Origin of the sequence: Sulfitobacter sp. TCYB15, from assembly GCF_040435955.1 — a bacterium.
GTDB lineage: Bacteria > Pseudomonadota > Alphaproteobacteria > Rhodobacterales > Rhodobacteraceae > Sulfitobacter > Sulfitobacter pontiacus.
This window is the reverse complement of the sequence record NZ_CP159193.1, coordinates 1495182-1509818: the sequence shown is the minus strand read 5'-3', so window position 1 is coordinate 1509818 and position 14637 is coordinate 1495182. Positions and strand designations below refer to the sequence as shown.

Annotated in this window: 13 protein-coding genes; 3 read left to right on the top strand and 10 right to left on the bottom strand. The window is 60.9% G+C overall.

Annotation, left to right across the window (positions count from 1 at the left end; all coding sequences use genetic code 11):
* Positions 1 to 262: 262 nt before the first annotated feature.
* Together dusA and ABM428_RS07210 are read left to right on the top strand one after the other, a co-directional pair.
* Positions 263 to 1276, top strand: coding sequence for a tRNA dihydrouridine(20/20a) synthase DusA (gene dusA, locus ABM428_RS07215; RefSeq protein WP_009826633.1), 1014 nt, complete (start codon positions 263 to 265; stop codon positions 1274 to 1276).
* 37 nt (positions 1277 to 1313) lie between these two features.
* On the top strand, positions 1314 to 2135 hold the full coding sequence (locus ABM428_RS07210) for a sulfite exporter TauE/SafE family protein (RefSeq protein WP_037943915.1): 822 nt from the start codon (positions 1314 to 1316) through the stop codon (positions 2133 to 2135).
* Positions 2136 to 2151: 16 nt separating this feature from the next.
* Here ABM428_RS07210 and ABM428_RS07205 read toward each other — a convergent pair whose 3' ends face one another.
* The 10 genes from ABM428_RS07205 to glpD all read right to left on the bottom strand — a co-directional run bounded on the left by ABM428_RS07205 (position 2152) and on the right by glpD (position 13588).
* Positions 2152 to 3285, bottom strand: coding sequence for an iron-containing alcohol dehydrogenase (locus tag ABM428_RS07205; protein WP_132997191.1), 1134 nt, complete (start codon positions 3283 to 3285; stop codon positions 2152 to 2154).
* Positions 3286 to 3289: 4 nt separating this feature from the next.
* Positions 3290 to 4273 (bottom strand): class 1 fructose-bisphosphatase, encoded by a 984-nt coding sequence (locus tag ABM428_RS07200; RefSeq protein WP_009826630.1) that lies wholly within the window; start codon positions 4271 to 4273, stop codon positions 3290 to 3292.
* A gap of 10 nt (positions 4274 to 4283) precedes the next feature.
* A complete protein-coding gene (glpK, locus tag ABM428_RS07195) occupies positions 4284 to 5771 on the bottom strand; it encodes a glycerol kinase GlpK (protein WP_132996821.1) in 1488 nt (495 codons plus the stop codon).
* A 153-nt stretch (positions 5772 to 5924) separates the two neighbouring features.
* Complete coding sequence (locus ABM428_RS07190) at positions 5925 to 7646, bottom strand: ABC transporter substrate-binding protein (RefSeq protein ID WP_037943910.1); 1722 nt, start codon at positions 7644 to 7646, stop codon at positions 5925 to 5927.
* 71 nt (positions 7647 to 7717) lie between these two features.
* A complete protein-coding gene (locus ABM428_RS07185; RefSeq protein WP_005852584.1) occupies positions 7718 to 7990 on the bottom strand; it encodes a DUF2160 domain-containing protein in 273 nt (90 codons plus the stop codon).
* Positions 7991 to 8014: 24 nt separating this feature from the next.
* Entirely contained in the window at positions 8015 to 8854 is an 840-nt protein-coding gene (locus ABM428_RS07180; protein WP_009826627.1) for a carbohydrate ABC transporter permease, read from the bottom strand.
* Positions 8854 to 9726, bottom strand: coding sequence for a carbohydrate ABC transporter permease (locus ABM428_RS07175; protein WP_037943909.1), 873 nt, complete (start codon positions 9724 to 9726; stop codon positions 8854 to 8856). The genes ABM428_RS07180 and ABM428_RS07175 overlap by 1 nt, the downstream gene beginning before the upstream one ends.
* Positions 9727 to 9777: 51 nt before the next feature.
* Entirely contained in the window at positions 9778 to 10857 is a 1080-nt protein-coding gene (locus ABM428_RS07170; RefSeq protein ID WP_005852578.1) for an ABC transporter ATP-binding protein, read from the bottom strand.
* 15 nt (positions 10858 to 10872) lie between these two features.
* Positions 10873 to 11961 (bottom strand): ABC transporter ATP-binding protein, encoded by a 1089-nt coding sequence (locus tag ABM428_RS07165; RefSeq protein WP_074635682.1) that lies wholly within the window; start codon positions 11959 to 11961, stop codon positions 10873 to 10875.
* Between the two features lie 13 nt (positions 11962 to 11974).
* Positions 11975 to 13588, bottom strand: coding sequence for a glycerol-3-phosphate dehydrogenase (gene glpD, locus ABM428_RS07160; RefSeq protein WP_132996822.1), 1614 nt, complete (start codon positions 13586 to 13588; stop codon positions 11975 to 11977).
* A 286-nt stretch (positions 13589 to 13874) separates the two neighbouring features.
* Between glpD and ABM428_RS07155 the strand changes: the two genes are divergently transcribed.
* Positions 13875 to 14630: a DeoR/GlpR family DNA-binding transcription regulator gene (locus ABM428_RS07155; protein WP_005852573.1), complete on the top strand. Its 756-nt coding sequence runs from the start codon at positions 13875 to 13877 to the stop codon at positions 14628 to 14630.
* Positions 14631 to 14637: the final 7 nt, after the last annotated feature.

Here is a 14637-nt window from a genome sequence, read left to right as displayed (position 1 = left end):
CCGGTCGATTCGATTCTCGGTCGCCTGTCGGTAGTTTGGCTCCGACAGTGTGATATAAGTGTTAAGATATGGCAGTATTTGGGCAAAATCAGGGTAATAAACGTATCAGGCCCTGCACATTCCGGCCCAATGCCGCGGATTTAGGCAAACAACGGGCGCGTGATATCGGCCCCCTGCCCCTTGCCATGCCCGCCCCGCTATAGCATTGACCCTCCCGAACCCCCATATTTCCAGCTCGATAGACGATAAGGCTTAGACCATCATGGGACATAGATCCGATCTCACCCGCGCTGCACGGCTCTCGGTCGCCCCGATGATGGACTGGACCGACCGGCATTGTCGCTACATGCACCGGCTGTTTTCAAAGCAGACGTTGCTTTATACCGAAATGGTGACCTCGCCTGCCTTGGTACGCGGCGGCGCGTTGCATTTGCTGGATCATGATACCTCGGAGCATCCCGTGGCCTTGCAGCTTGGCGGGTCTGACCCGGACGAGCTGGCAGAGGCGGCGCGGATCGGAGCGCAGGCGGGGTATGACGAGATCAACCTGAACGTCGGCTGCCCGTCGGATCGCGTGCAATCGGGCTGTTTTGGCGCCGTGCTGATGGAGCAACCGGCGCTGGTGGCGAAATCCGTCGCGGCGATGCGCCGCGCGGTGGATGTGGACGTGACCGTCAAATGCCGGATCGGCGTGGATGACCAGAACCCCGCCGAGGTGCTGCCCGAGTTTCTGGCGCAGATCGTCGGCGCGGGCTGTGAACGGGTGACAATCCACGCGCGCAAGGCGTGGCTGCAGGGGCTCAGCCCCAAGGAAAACCGCGACATTCCCCCCTTGGACTACGAGCTGGTGCACCGGATGAAGGGGCTGTTTCCGAACCTGCATATCTCGATCAACGGGGGTATCACCTCGCTTGATCAGGCAGAGGCGTTTCTGGACGCCGGTTTGGATGGCGTGATGATCGGGCGCAGCGCCTATCATAACCCGACCGATATTCTGGCGCAGGCGGATCGCCGCATTTACGGCACCGGCGCAGACACCACGCCCGAGGATGTCGTGGCGCAGATGCTGCCCTATATCGACGCGCATATCGACGGCGGCGGCAAGCTGAACCAGATCACGCGCCATATGATGGGGCTCTTTGCCGGTCGCACCGGCGCACGGGTCTGGCGGCGCACCCTGTCCGAGCAAGCCTCCCGCCCCGGTGCCGACCGTCAGGTGCTGCTAGAGGCGCTGGACGCGATGCAAACACTGGCCGAGGCGCAAGAAGCGGTATAGCAACAGGGGCAACCGCACGACATTCAGGATCGCCCCCATGCAAGACCCCACCCTCCTTCTGCAGATTGTCCTTATGATCATGGCCATCGGTGCCTTTGCCGGTGTGCTGGCGGGGCTGCTGGGGGTCGGTGGCGGTATCGTCTTGGTGCCCGCGTTTTTCTATGCGTTCCAAGCGCTTGGCTATGACAGCCCGCAGCTGATGCAGATGTGTCTGGCAACCTCGCTGGCGACGATCATCGTGACCTCGCTGCGGTCGGTGCACAGCCACAATAAAAAGGGCGCGGTCGATTGGGCGATCCTCAAGACATGGGCACCGGGGATCGTGATAGGGGCCATCATCGGGATGCTGGTGGTGGCACAGCTGCGCACGAGCGTCTTGCAGGGCATCTTTGGCGGGCTGGCGCTGGTCGTCGGGCTATACATGGCCTTTGGGCGGGCGCATTGGCGCTTGGGACAGGCGATGCCCCGTGGGGCCGCGCGCGCGGCGCTGTCACCCTCTGTCGGGTTTCTATCGGTGCTGATGGGGATCGGCGGGGGCAGTTTCGGCGTGCCGCTGATGAGCCTGTTCAACGTGCCGATCCACCGTGCCGTGGCGACGGCTGCGGGGTTTGGCGTGCTGATCGCCGTGCCCTCTGTCATCGGGTTCCTGCTGGTTGATGCCGCGCCCAACAGCCCGCCGCTGACGGTGGGGGCGGTGAACCTGCCCACCTTTGCCATTGTCATCGCCATGACGCTGATCACCGCGCCGCTGGGGGTTAGACTGGCCCATGCGATGGACCCGAAACCGTTGAAACGGGTGTTCGCGGTCTTCCTGATCCTCGTGGCGCTGAACATGCTGCGCAAATCGCTGGGTCTGTAACCCGCCCCGATAGGCGTCAGGCGCGCAGGATGGCGATCAGTTCGTCCTGCGTCAGCGCGAAGGGCGTGCCCTTCATCGAGGATGCACCGGCAGAGAGGCGCGCCACCTCTGCGTGATCCTCGGGGTTCAGTCCCATTTCCGCCAGCGTGCGCAGCCCCATCTGACGGGACCAATCGCGCAGGGCAGTGATCCCGGCCCCGTTTTCGACGCCGAAGGCGCTGTCGATCAGGCCAAGCACCCACACCAGGCGCGTGTGAACTTGCGTGCCTGCCTCTGCCTTTTCCAAGTGAGACGCCAGCACCGCGGGCAGAAGCGCGCCGCAAATCTCTCCGTGGGGGGCACCGGTCTGGCCGCCGATCACACCGGCAAAGCCATGCACCGCCCCCAGCCCCGCATTCGCCAAGGCCAGGCCACCGCAGGTGCTGACCCAAGCCATGTCGTCCCACGTTTCCGCTGCGTCTTGTTCAACCACGGCGCGCAGGGCGGCCAGGCCCTTGGGGATCGCCGCCTGACACAGCGCATCCGTCATCGGCGTCGCTTTGACCGACAGATAAGGTTCGATCACCTGCGTGACCGCATCGAGCCCCGCCGCAAGCGTGACGCGGCGCGGTGCGCCCTGCATCAGACCGGCATCCACGATGGCGATATCGGGAATCATCCGCGCATCGCGCAGGCTGACCTTGACCCCGTGTTCCGGCACGGCAATCACCGCGTTCTTGGTCACCTCTGCCCCCGTGCCCGCCGTGGTCGGCAGCGCGATCATCGGCAAAGGTGCGCGGTCGAGCGGTTTACCGCCCCCCACCCCTTCGAGGTAGTCCAGCGGTGCCCCCGCGCAGGGGATCAGCGCCGCGAGCGCCTTGGCAAAGTCGATCACCGATCCGCCGCCAAGTGCGACAACCACATCCGGCCGATCTGCGGACACACTGGCGAGTGCGGCCTCCAACGCAGGCAGGCTCGGCTCGGACCCGCAGCTTTGTGTGGTGACCGACAGACCAGCGGCGCGGCAATCCTCGACCAACCAAGCCGCGCGCGCTGCATTGGACCCGTGCACGATCAGCAAACGCGTCCCAAAGCCAGCGGCCAGCGTGGCCGTCTGCGCGGCCTGTCCACGTCCGAAATGCAGCGCTTGCGGAGAGAAGAACGAGAACATCGGCTTAGCTGTCAGCGGCGTCTTTGTGGTAGCTGTCAAGCACGGCAACCTCGTCGCGCGAGCCAAGGATCACCGGAACGCGCTGGTGCGGTGCCGTGGGGGCGACATCCATGATCGCGCCCTGCCCCGTCGACGCAGCACCGCCTGCCGCTTCGATCACCATCGCCATCGGGTTCGCCTCGTACATCAGACGCAGCTTGCCGCCGGTTTTCTGGTTGTTGCTGTCAGCGGGGTACAGAAAGACGCCGCCACGCGTGAGGATACGGTGCACATCCGCGACCATGGACGCGGTCCAGCGCATGTTGAACGACCGGCCACGGGGGCCTTCCTTGCCCGCGACGGCCTCGTCCACATAGCGGCTGACGGGGGCATACCAATAGCGTGCGCGCGAGGTGTTGATCGCATATTCCGAGGTCTCGGCGGGCACGGTCATCTTGGGGTGCGTCAGGCTGAATTCGCCGGTGTCGGGATCGCTGCTGAAGCCTGCCACCTCGTCACCCTTGGTCACCACAAACATGGTCGAGGGACCGTAGATCGCATAGCCCGCGCAAATCTGGTTACGGCCGTTGTGCAGCACGTTGCGGTCACCATCGGCCTGCACCTGCATGACCGAGAAGATCGACCCCACCGACAGGTTCACATCAAGGTTCGACGACCCGTCCAGCGGATCGAAATACAGCAGGTAGTCGCCCTTTTGCGGCTCTTTCAGCCAAGTGACCTCTTCCACCTCTTCCGACACAAGTGCGGCGACACGCGGGCTGTTGGCACACTCACGCTCGAACACATCATTGGCCATGATATCGAGCGTCTTTTGCGCCTCGCCCTGCACGTTGATCTCTCCGGCGGCACCAAGGTTGCCCTCGAATGCACCACGACGCACGAGACCAGCGATCAGTCGCGACGCCGATGCGATGTCTTCCAGCAGAAACACCAGATCGGGGTCAAAGCTGTTTTGGGTCAGATACCGGCGAAGCGTTGGGGCTGTCATGGGGAGTTCCTTAAAAATTCAGGGTCGCGTCAACGGCCTTTTTCCAGAGCGCATATTTCGCGTCGCGCTGGTCATCGTCCATTTTCGGCGTGAATTGGGTTTCCTGTGTCCACGATTTCGCGAACTGTTCCTGGTCAGGATAAACGCCCGCGTGCATCCCCGCAAGCCACGCGACCCCGAGGGCGGTGGTTTCATGCACGGTGGGCCGGTCAACGGGGGCGGCGATGATGTCGGACAGGAATTGCATGGTCCAGTCGCTGGCAGACATGCCGCCATCGACGCGCAAGGTGGGCTGCACGCCATCGGCTTTCCAGTCGGCGGACATCGCTTCGAGCAGATCACGCGTCTGGTAGCCGACGCTTTCCAGCGCCGCACGGGCCATTTCGGCGGGCCCCGTACCACGGGTCAGCCCAAAGACCGCGCCACGACAATCGGGGTTCCAATAGGGCGCACCCAGCCCGACAAAGGCAGGGACAAGCACCACGTTCTGATGCGGGTCCGCCTGTTCGGCCAACCCTTGCGTCTCGGCCGAATCCTGAATGATCTGCAACCCGTCACGCAGCCATTGCACCACGGCCCCCGCGACAAAGATCGACCCTTCAAGCGCGTAGGTCGGCTTGCCATCGAACTGATAGGCAATAGTAGTGAGCAGCCGGTTTTCCGACCGCACCGGCGTATCGCCTGTGTTCATCAGCGCAAAACAGCCCGTGCCGTAGGTGGATTTCAGCATCCCAGGCTCGAAACACGCCTGCCCCACCGTGGCCGCCTGCTGGTCGCCCGCGACCCCGTGGATCGGTACGGCAGCGCCCAGAACATCGGGATCGGTACTGCCGAAATCATCGGCGCAATTCTTGACCTCTGGCAACATCTCCATCGGGATGTCGAGCAGGTCACAGATCGAACGGCTCCACCGGCCTTTGCGGATATCGTAAAGCATGGTGCGCGCGGCGTTAGTGGCATCCGTCGCATGCGAGGCCCCACCGGTCAGCTTCCAGATCAAAAAGCAATCGACGGTGCCGAACAGCAGCTCGCCCTTGACGGCACGGTCGCGCGCGCCTTCGACATTGTCCAATATCCACGCCAGCTTGGTGCCCGAGAAATATGGGTCCAGCAGCAGGCCGGTGCGGTCGGTGAACATCTCTTCGTGGCCCGCGTCGCGCAGGGTGCGGCACTGGCTGGCGGTGCGGCGGTCCTGCCAGACGATGGCGTTATAGATCGGGCGGCCGGTTTCCTTGTCCCAGACCACAACGGTCTCGCGCTGGTTGGTGATGCCGATGGCGGCGATATCGCCTGCCGTGATCCCTGCCTTGTCGATCGCCCCGCGGCAGGTCGCCTGCGTGGTGCGCCACAGATCATCGGGATCATGTTCAACCCAGCCGGACTGGGGGAAATGCTGGGGGAATTCTTCCTGGGCGCTGGCAATCGACGTCATCGTGTCATCGTAAACGATGGCCCGTGTGGAGGTGGTGCCTTGGTCAATGGCAAGGATATACGTCATGCGCGTCCCTTTGGAAGTGTAGCAACCGTCAGATGGTGCCGTATCCTAGCAAGGGTCGGCAGGCCCGACCAGATGTCAGGGCAATGACGGATGTCGGCGTTGTTGGAAAATCAAAGGTTCCGGGGCCAGCGAACCGGCCCCGGAAAGAATGGCTTACTGCCAGGATTTGATCAGCTCATCATAGGCGATGGTCTGTGGCTCTTCGTCTTCGCTTTCCAGTTTCGCTTTGGGCGAACCGGGCTGGGACAGCCAGTACTCTGGATCACGCTCTTCGTTCATCTTGGGGCCAATGTCCCCTTGAACGCCGGCACGCTCCAGACGGATCAGGACTTTTTCCTGATCAGCGCACAGGGCATCCAGCGCTTCCTGAGGTGTCTTCGCACCGGACATTGCGTCGCCGATGTTCTGCCACCACAGCTGCGCCAGCTTTGGATAGTCAGGCACGTTGGTACCCGTTGGCGACCACTGAACGCGCGCTGGCGAACGGTAGAATTCAACCAGACCACCCAGTTTCGGTGCACGCTCTGTAAAGCTTTCGTGCTGGATCGACGATTCACGGATGAAGGTCAGGCCAACGTGGCTTTTCTTGACGTCCACAGTCTTGGAGGTGACGAACTGCGCATAGAGCCATGCGGCCTGTGCACGGTCGACCGGCGTGGATTTCATCAGCGTCCACGACCCGGCATCCTGATACCCGATCTTGGTGCCTTCGGTCCAATATGCACCGTGGGGCGAAGGTGCCATGCGCCACTTGGGCGTGCCATCTTCGTTCATCACGGGCAGGTCAGGCTCTACCGACGCGGCGGTAAAGGCGGTGTACCAGAACATCTGCTGGGCCACGTTGCCCTGCGCCGGAATTGGGCCCGCCTCAGAGAAGGTCATGCCCGCAGCCGCCGGAGGCGAATACTTCTGCAGCCATTCGATCGCTTTGGTCACAGCATAGACCGCAGCTGGCCCGTTTGTGGCACCGCCACGTGCAACGCAAGACCCCACAGGCTGCGAGTTTTCGTTGACGCGGATACCCCATTCGTCGACAGGCAGACCGTTTGGCTCGCCTACGTCACCGGCACCGGCCATCGACAGCCACGCATCGGTGTAGCGCCAGCCAAGCGACGGGTCTTTCTTGCCGTAGTCCATGTTGCCAAAGACTTCGCCTTCGACGCCAAGACGCGACAGGTCGCGACCGGTGAAGAACTCGGCGATGTCCTCATATGCGGACCAGTTGACCGGAACACCCAGATCGTAGCCATATTTCTCTTTGAAATCAGCTTTGTTCTGTTCGTCGTTGAACCAATCGTAGCGGAACCAGTACAGGTTCGCGAACTGCTGGTCGGGCAGCTGGTAGATCTTGCCATCGGGGCCGGTCGTGAACGACAGGCCGATGAAGTCTTCAAGGTCGAGACCGGGGTTGGTCACGGCCTTGCCTTCGCCTTCCATCCAGTCGGACAGGTTGCGGGCTTGCTGATAGCGCCAGTGCGTCCCGATCAGGTCGGAATCGTTGATATAGGCGTCATAGATGTTCTCGCCCGACTGCATTTGCGTTTGCAGCTTTTCGACAACGTCACCTTCGCCGATCAGGTCATGGGTGACCTTGATGCCGGTGATCGCTTCGAAAGCGGGGGCCAGAACGGTGGATTCGTAGGTGTGCGTGCCGATTGTCTCGGACACGACGTTGATCGACATGCCCTCGAACGGTTTTGCAGCGTCGATAAAGAACTGCAGTTCGGCTTCCTGGTCTTCCCGCGACAGCGCGGAGAGATCGCCGATTTCCTTATCAAGGAAAGCCTTTGCGGCCTCCATGTCGGCGAACGCAGGTGCGGCAAACATGCAAGCCGCAAGCCCGATCGCAGTCGTTCCCTTTAAGCGCAAGTTCATGATGTTCCTCCCTAGAATTGAACATTTGAGAGGTCCGGTTCTTGCAGGCCGGCCCCCCTTATTTTCCTTTCCTAAACCCAGCGGAAAACCGCGATGGCATAGAAAAGGCAGACAACCAATGCCCCCCATTGGGGCGCACTGAGCAGCCCGAGCCAAGCCAGATTGATAAAGGCCGAGCCCAGAAGCGTGATGAACAACCGGTCACCGCGCGTCGTTTCCATCCCCAGTATACCGGCGCGCGGCACTTCGGGGAATTTGATTGCAAGGATCGTAAAGGTGATCAGCGTCACCGCGATGATCCCAAAGAAAGCGGCGGTGGGCCAAGTCCAAGCCATCCAGTCCATAGTGTTTCCTCCGGTCTTTCTTTGTTAAACGCGGCCCAAGGCAAAGCCTTTGGCGATGTAGTTGCGCACGAAATAGATCACCAGGGCACCCGGCACGATGGTCAGCACCCCTGCCGCGGCCAGCACGCCCCAGTCGATCCCGGCGGCGCCGACAGTACGGGTCATGGTGGCGGCAATCGGCTTGGCGTCCACGCTGGTCAACGTCCGGCTCAGCAACAGCTCAACCCAGCTGAACATGAACAGGAAGAAGGCCGTGACCCCGATCCCCGACGCCACCAGCGGCGTGAAGATGCGGATGAAAAAGCGCGGGAAGCTGTAGCCGTCGATATAGGCCGTCTCGTCGATCTCTTTCGGGACGCCGCGCATGAACCCTTCGAGGATCCACACCGCCAGCGGCACGTTGAACAGACAATGCGCCAGCGCCACAGCAATATGCGTGTCGAACAACCCGACGGAGCTATAAAGCTGGAAGAACGGCAGCGCGAAAACCGCGGGCGGGGCCATCCGGTTGGTCAGCAACCAGAAGAACAAGTGCTTGTCGCCCATGAAGCTGTAGCGCGAGAAGGCATAGGCCGCCGGCAGCGCCACCGCGAGCGAGATCACCATGTTCATCACCACATAAGCCATCGAGTTCAGATAGCCCGTGTACCATGACGCATCCGTCAGGATCGTCATATAGTTGTCGAAGGTCAGATCACGCGGCCACAGGGTAAAGCTGTTGAGGATCTCTGTGTTGGTCTTGAGGCTCATGTTCAGCAGCCAGTAGATCGGCAGCAGCAAGAACAGCAGATAGAGCGCCATGACAATCGCATTGCCCTTGATCTTGGGCAGGGCAAACCCTCTTTTTTGTGCAAGATCGGACATCAGTGGCCATCCCTTTTATCAAGGTTCGTCATCACGGTGTAGAACACATAGGAGATCAGCAGGATCACCAGATAATACATGATCGAGAACGCCGCCGCAGGACCAAGGTCAAACTGTCCGAGGGCCATCTTGACCAGATCGATCGACAGGAAGGTGGTAGAGTTACCAGGCCCCCCGCCCGTCACGACGAACGGTTCGGTGTAAATCATGAAGCTGTCCATAAACCGCAGCAGGATCGCGATCATCAGAACGCCCATCATCTTGGGCAGCTCGATATAGCGGAAGACTTTCCAGCGGCTCGCCTGGTCGATCTTGGCCGCCTGATAGTAAGCATCGGGGATGGATTGCAGACCGGCATAGGCCAGCAGCGCCACCAGCGACGTCCAGTGCCAGACATCCATCACGATCACAGTGATCCATGCGGCATAGAAATCCTGGGTGTAGTTATAGTCGATGCCCAAGGCTGACAGCGTGTAGCCCAACAGGCCAATGTCCACGCGGCCAAAGATTTGCCAGATGGTGCCCACAACGTTCCACGGGATCAGTAGCGGCAGCGACATCAGGACCAGACACAGCGAGGCCCAGAACCCTTTCTTGGGCATGTTCAGCGCGACGAAGATCCCCAACGGGATTTCAATCGCCAGAATGATCACCGAAAACGCGATCTGGCGGCCCAAGGCGTTCCACATCCGCTCTGATTCAATCATCTCGCGGAACCAGTCGAGGCCAGCCCAGAAGAACTGGTTGTTCCCGAAGGTATCTTGCACGGAATAGTTCACCACGGTCATCAGCGGGATCACGGCAGAGAAAGCCACCAGCAGCAGTACGGGCAGCACAAGGAACCAGGCCTTTTGATTGACGGTCTTGTTCATGACGCGGTCCTTTCAGCGAGGGTCAGCGGGAAAGCGGCGGATTGGATCATCTTAGGCCCCCTGCGGCGCAACGCGCCAGCTGTTGGCATAGACATTCACCCCGGCAGGGTCGAAAACAATGCGGTTCATATCCGGAGAAATCTCGGCGCCTTCTTCGGCGATCACGTTGATTTCACTGCCATTAAAGTCAGCACGCACGATCTTGTGGCGGCCCACGTCCTCGATCCGCTTGATCGTGACAGGCAGCCCCGCCGCGCCCGTGGCAAGCCGTGTGAATTCAGGCCGCACGCCCAGTTCGACCTTGCCGTCCAGCGGCGCAAAGCCGTGGCCCAAGTCGATCTCGTGGCCGCCAATGACGGCCTTGTCTCCGGTCACCGTCGCGTCCAGCACATTCATACCGGGCGAGCCGATGAAATAGCCCACGAAGGTGTGCTGCGGTGTCTCGAACAGCTCTTGCGGGGTGCCCATCTGCACAACGCGGCCGTCATACATGACGACGACTTTGTCAGCAAAGGTCAGCGCCTCTGTCTGGTCGTGGGTCACATAGATCATGGTGTGACCGAATTCATGGTGCAGTGATTTCAACTGCGTGCGCAGCTCCCACTTCATATGGGGGTCGATCACGGTCAGCGGCTCGTCGAACAGCAGCGCGTTCACGTCCTCGCGCACCATCCCCCGCCCGAGCGAGATTTTCTGTTTCGCATCCGCCGTCAGCCCGCGCGCCTTGCGGTTCAGCATGTCTTCCATGCCGATCATCCCCGCGATCTGCTGCACGCGCTGCGCGACATAGGCCGCATCTGCCCCCCGGTTGCGCAGCGGGAACGCCAGATTGTCGCGCACGGTCATCGTGTCATAGACCACCGGAAACTGGAAAACCTGCGCGATGTTGCGCTTGGTCGTGGGGTCGTTGGTCACGTCACGGTCATTGAACAGGATGCGGCCCTGACTGGGGTGCAGCAGGCCCGAGATGATGTTCAGCAACGTGGATTTACCACAGCCCGACGCACCCAACAGCGCGTAGGCCTCGCCGTCCACCCAATCGTGGTTCAGCTCTTTCAGCGCAAAGTCATCTTCGCTGGTGGGGTTGGGCAAATAGGAATGCGCCAGGTTATCAAGGGTGATTTTTGCCATTGGTCCGGTCCTCCCTCAGGCCGCTGCCGCATAGGATGCGGGGGCCACGGATGTGCCGTCTTCGGCAAAGATGTAAACATGTGTCGGGTCAAGATAGACGTTCAGCGGAGCCCCGATCTTGAGGTCTTTGACCCCGTGCACCAGACCGACCCAGTTTTCACCGTGGTGATCAAGGTGGATAAAGGTTTCCGACCCTGTGATCTCGGTCACGTTCAGCTTGCCCGCAAACTCCAGCGCGTCGTCAGACTGCTTGGACAGTTCAAGGTGGTTGGGGCGGAAGCCCGCAACATAGCTGCCATCGGCCACGGTCTTGAAGTTCCCGAAGGTCGAGACCGTGTTGCCGTCGCCAAAGGTCAGCGTGTCGCCGGCCTTGGTGATGTTGAGGAAGTTCATCGGCGGGTCAGAGAAGACGCGCGCGGTCGTGGCATCAACCGGCTGGCGGTAGACCACGGGGGTCAGGCCGAACTGCGTGATGCGCCCTTCCCACAATGTGGCGGTGTGCCCGCCCAGCAAAAGCGCCTCTTCGGGTTCGGTCGTGGCATAGACGAAGATCGACCCTGCTTCTTCAAAGATTTTCGGGATCTCGGCCCGCAGCTCTTCGCGCAGTTTGTAGTCGAGGTTCGCCAGCGGCTCGTCCAGCAGTACAAGCCCCGCGTCCTTGACCAAAGCCCGGGCCAGCGCGCAGCGTTGCTGTTGCCCGCCCGACAGTTCCAGCGGCTTGCGGTCCAGCATCGGCGTCAACTGCATCAGATCGGCGGCCTTGCGCACGGCGCTGTCGATCTCGTCCTTGGATTTGCCCAGCAACCGCATGGGGCTGGCGATGTTATTGTAGACGGTCATCGACGGGTAGTTGATGAACTGCTGATACACCATCGCCACACCGCGATCCTGAACGCGCATGCCGGTGACATCCTCGCCGTTCCAGATCACCTTGCCGGTGTTGGGCACATCCAGCCCCGCCATCAACCGCATCAGGGAGGTCTTGCCCGCAGATGTCGGCCCCAGCAGCACGTTCATGGTGCCGGACTGCAGCTCAAGATCTGTCGGATGAATATGCGTCTGGCCGTTTACGACCTTGGACACGCCTTGCAAAACGAGCGACATGTTCCTCTCCCCTTCACGCGCCAGTGGCGGCTGTAGTGTTGTCGGCGGGCGTGGCGGTGGTTTCCACCATCCATGCTTCCAACGTGTTCAATTCATCCGCGTCAAGCCGCAGGCCCAGTTTGGACCGGCGCCAGATGATGTCGTCAGCGCTGCGGGCAAATTCCTTGTCGATCAGCCACTTGGCCTCACGCTCGGTCAGGGTCGCACCGAAATCACGCCCCAGATCTGCCGCGGTTTGCGCGTCGCCCAAGACATCAAATGCCTCGCGCCCATAGGCTTTGACCAGACGATCCGCCCAACGTTGGGTCAAAAAGCCGTAGCGATCCTGCAACTCTTGTTTCAACGCCGCCACGCCGTCTACCGGAAAATCGCCGCCAGGCAAGGCGACACCCGCCGTCCAGGGTTTGGCGTCATTGGCGAAATAGGGCTGGATCTTCTCTAGCGCGCTTTCGGCCAATCGGCGGTAGGTGGTGATCTTGCCGCCAAAGACGTTCAGCACCGGCGCACCGGCGGATGTGTCGACCTTCAGCACATAGTCCCGCGTTGCCGCCGTGGCAGAGCTCGCCCCGTCGTTATACAGCGGGCGCACGCCGGAGTAGGTCCAGACGATATCATCGGTGGTGATCTGCTTTTTCAGGTATTTGGACGCAAAGCGCACGAGGTAATCCTGCTCCTCGGGTGTGCAGACCGGCTTTTCGGACACATCCGCATGGTCGGCATCTGTGGTGCCGATCAAGGTAAAATCCGTCTCGTAAGGAATGGTAAAGATGATGCGCCCGTCTTCGCCTTGGAAGAAGTAGCATTTATCGTGGTCATAAAGCTTGGGCGTCACGATATGGCTGCCCCGCACCAGCCGCACCCCTTCCGAGGAATTGATGCGCACGGTGTTGCGGATCACGTTTTCCACCCACGGGCCACCGGCGTTGACCAGCATCTTGGCCTGTACCACGCGTTGGCGGCCGCCGTCTTTCGGTTCCAGCGTGACTTGCCACATGCCGTCGACCTGCTCGGCAGAAACAACTTTGGTGCGGGTGTTGATCCGCGCACCACGGGCTTGGGCGTCGCGAGCGTTCAATACCACCAGACGGCTGTCTTCGATCCAGCAGTCGGAATACTCATAGGCTTTTTCGAACTTGTCCTGCAGCGGTGCCCCCTCGGGGGCCTGCGTCAGATCGACCGCGGTCGTCCCCTTGAGGATCTGCCGCCCGCCCAGATTGTCATACATGAACAGACCCAAGCGGATCAGCCACGCGGGGCGACGCCCTTTCATCCACGGCATGAACACGTTCAGAAGCTTTGAGGTGGGCGTATCCCCCTCGAACCGCATATCCTTATGATAAGGCAGCACAAACCGCATCGGCCAAGAGATATGCGGCATCGCTTTCAGCAGGGTTTCGCGTTCGATCAACGCCTCGCGCACAAGGCGGACCTCCCAGTATTCCAGATAGCGCAGCCCGCCGTGAAACAGCTTGGTCGAGGCCGAGGAGGTCGCCGAGGCCAGATCGTTCATCTCTGCCAGCTCGACGCTAAACCCACGGCCCACGGCGTCGCGTGCAATGCCGCAGCCGTTGATCCCTCCGCCGATCACAAAGAGATCGACGCTGTGTTCTGTTTCAAGCTGGCTCAATGAAGCCTCCCCGCATCATTTTCGCGCCTCGCAGCTCGGTTTGCGGGACGTCGTGACAAAAGACACCAAGCCCCTTCGTTTTTCAAGATCGAACGTTCGTTTCTTTTCGTTTTCGACTATAGCCTTGATTTTAGGCGCATTAATCCTTCGCCTGACGCGCATTTCTGCGCCCTACAGACGATATACCACGATTCGCGGCCTTGACGTGCTTCGCTTTCCGTAGATTGTAAGTTTTGGTCGGGCGTGCAGAAACCTTGAGCATCCCCAGCCAAAGACGGGGGGATCTATGTCAAATTTCAGACAGCGCGAGATTTTGGAGCTGGCGCGCAAGGACGGCAAAGTCACCGTCGACGGGCTGGCAGAGGCGTATAATGTCACCGTGCAGACCATCCGCCGCGACCTGTCCGAGCTTGCTGAAAGCGGCAAGCTGGAACGGGTGCATGGCGGCGCGGTGATCCCGTCGGGGGTGGTGAATATCGTCTATGACGAACGCCGCCGCCTGAACGAGGAAGGCAAACGCGCCATCGCCGAACATTGCGCGCAGGCTATACCGCATGGGGCGTCGGTGTTCATGAACATCGGCACCAGTACCGAAGCAGTCGCGCAGGAAATGCTGCATCACGAAAACCTGCTGGTGGTGACAAACAACCTCAACATCGCCAATATCCTCGCCGCCAACCAAAGCTGCGAGATCATCCTGACAGGCGGCGTCTTGCGCCGTGCGGATGGCGGCATGGTCGGCGGGCTGACCGCCGAGATGGTCAAGCAGTTCAAGTTCGATTTCTCGGTTCTGGGCTGTTCTGCCATTGATGCGGATGGCGATCTGCTGGATTTCGACGGGCAAGAGGTGCTGGTCAGCCGGTCCGCCATCGGACGGTCACGCACGGTGATGGTCGTAGCCGACCACCTGAAGTTCCAGCGCAAGGCCCCGCTGACGATCTGTTCGCTGCGCGATGTGAACACGCTGTTCACCGACCACCACCTGCCCGATGCGCTGAAGGCGGAATGCGCGGGCTGGGGCACCTCGGTTGTGACGGCCTGACCAAAAC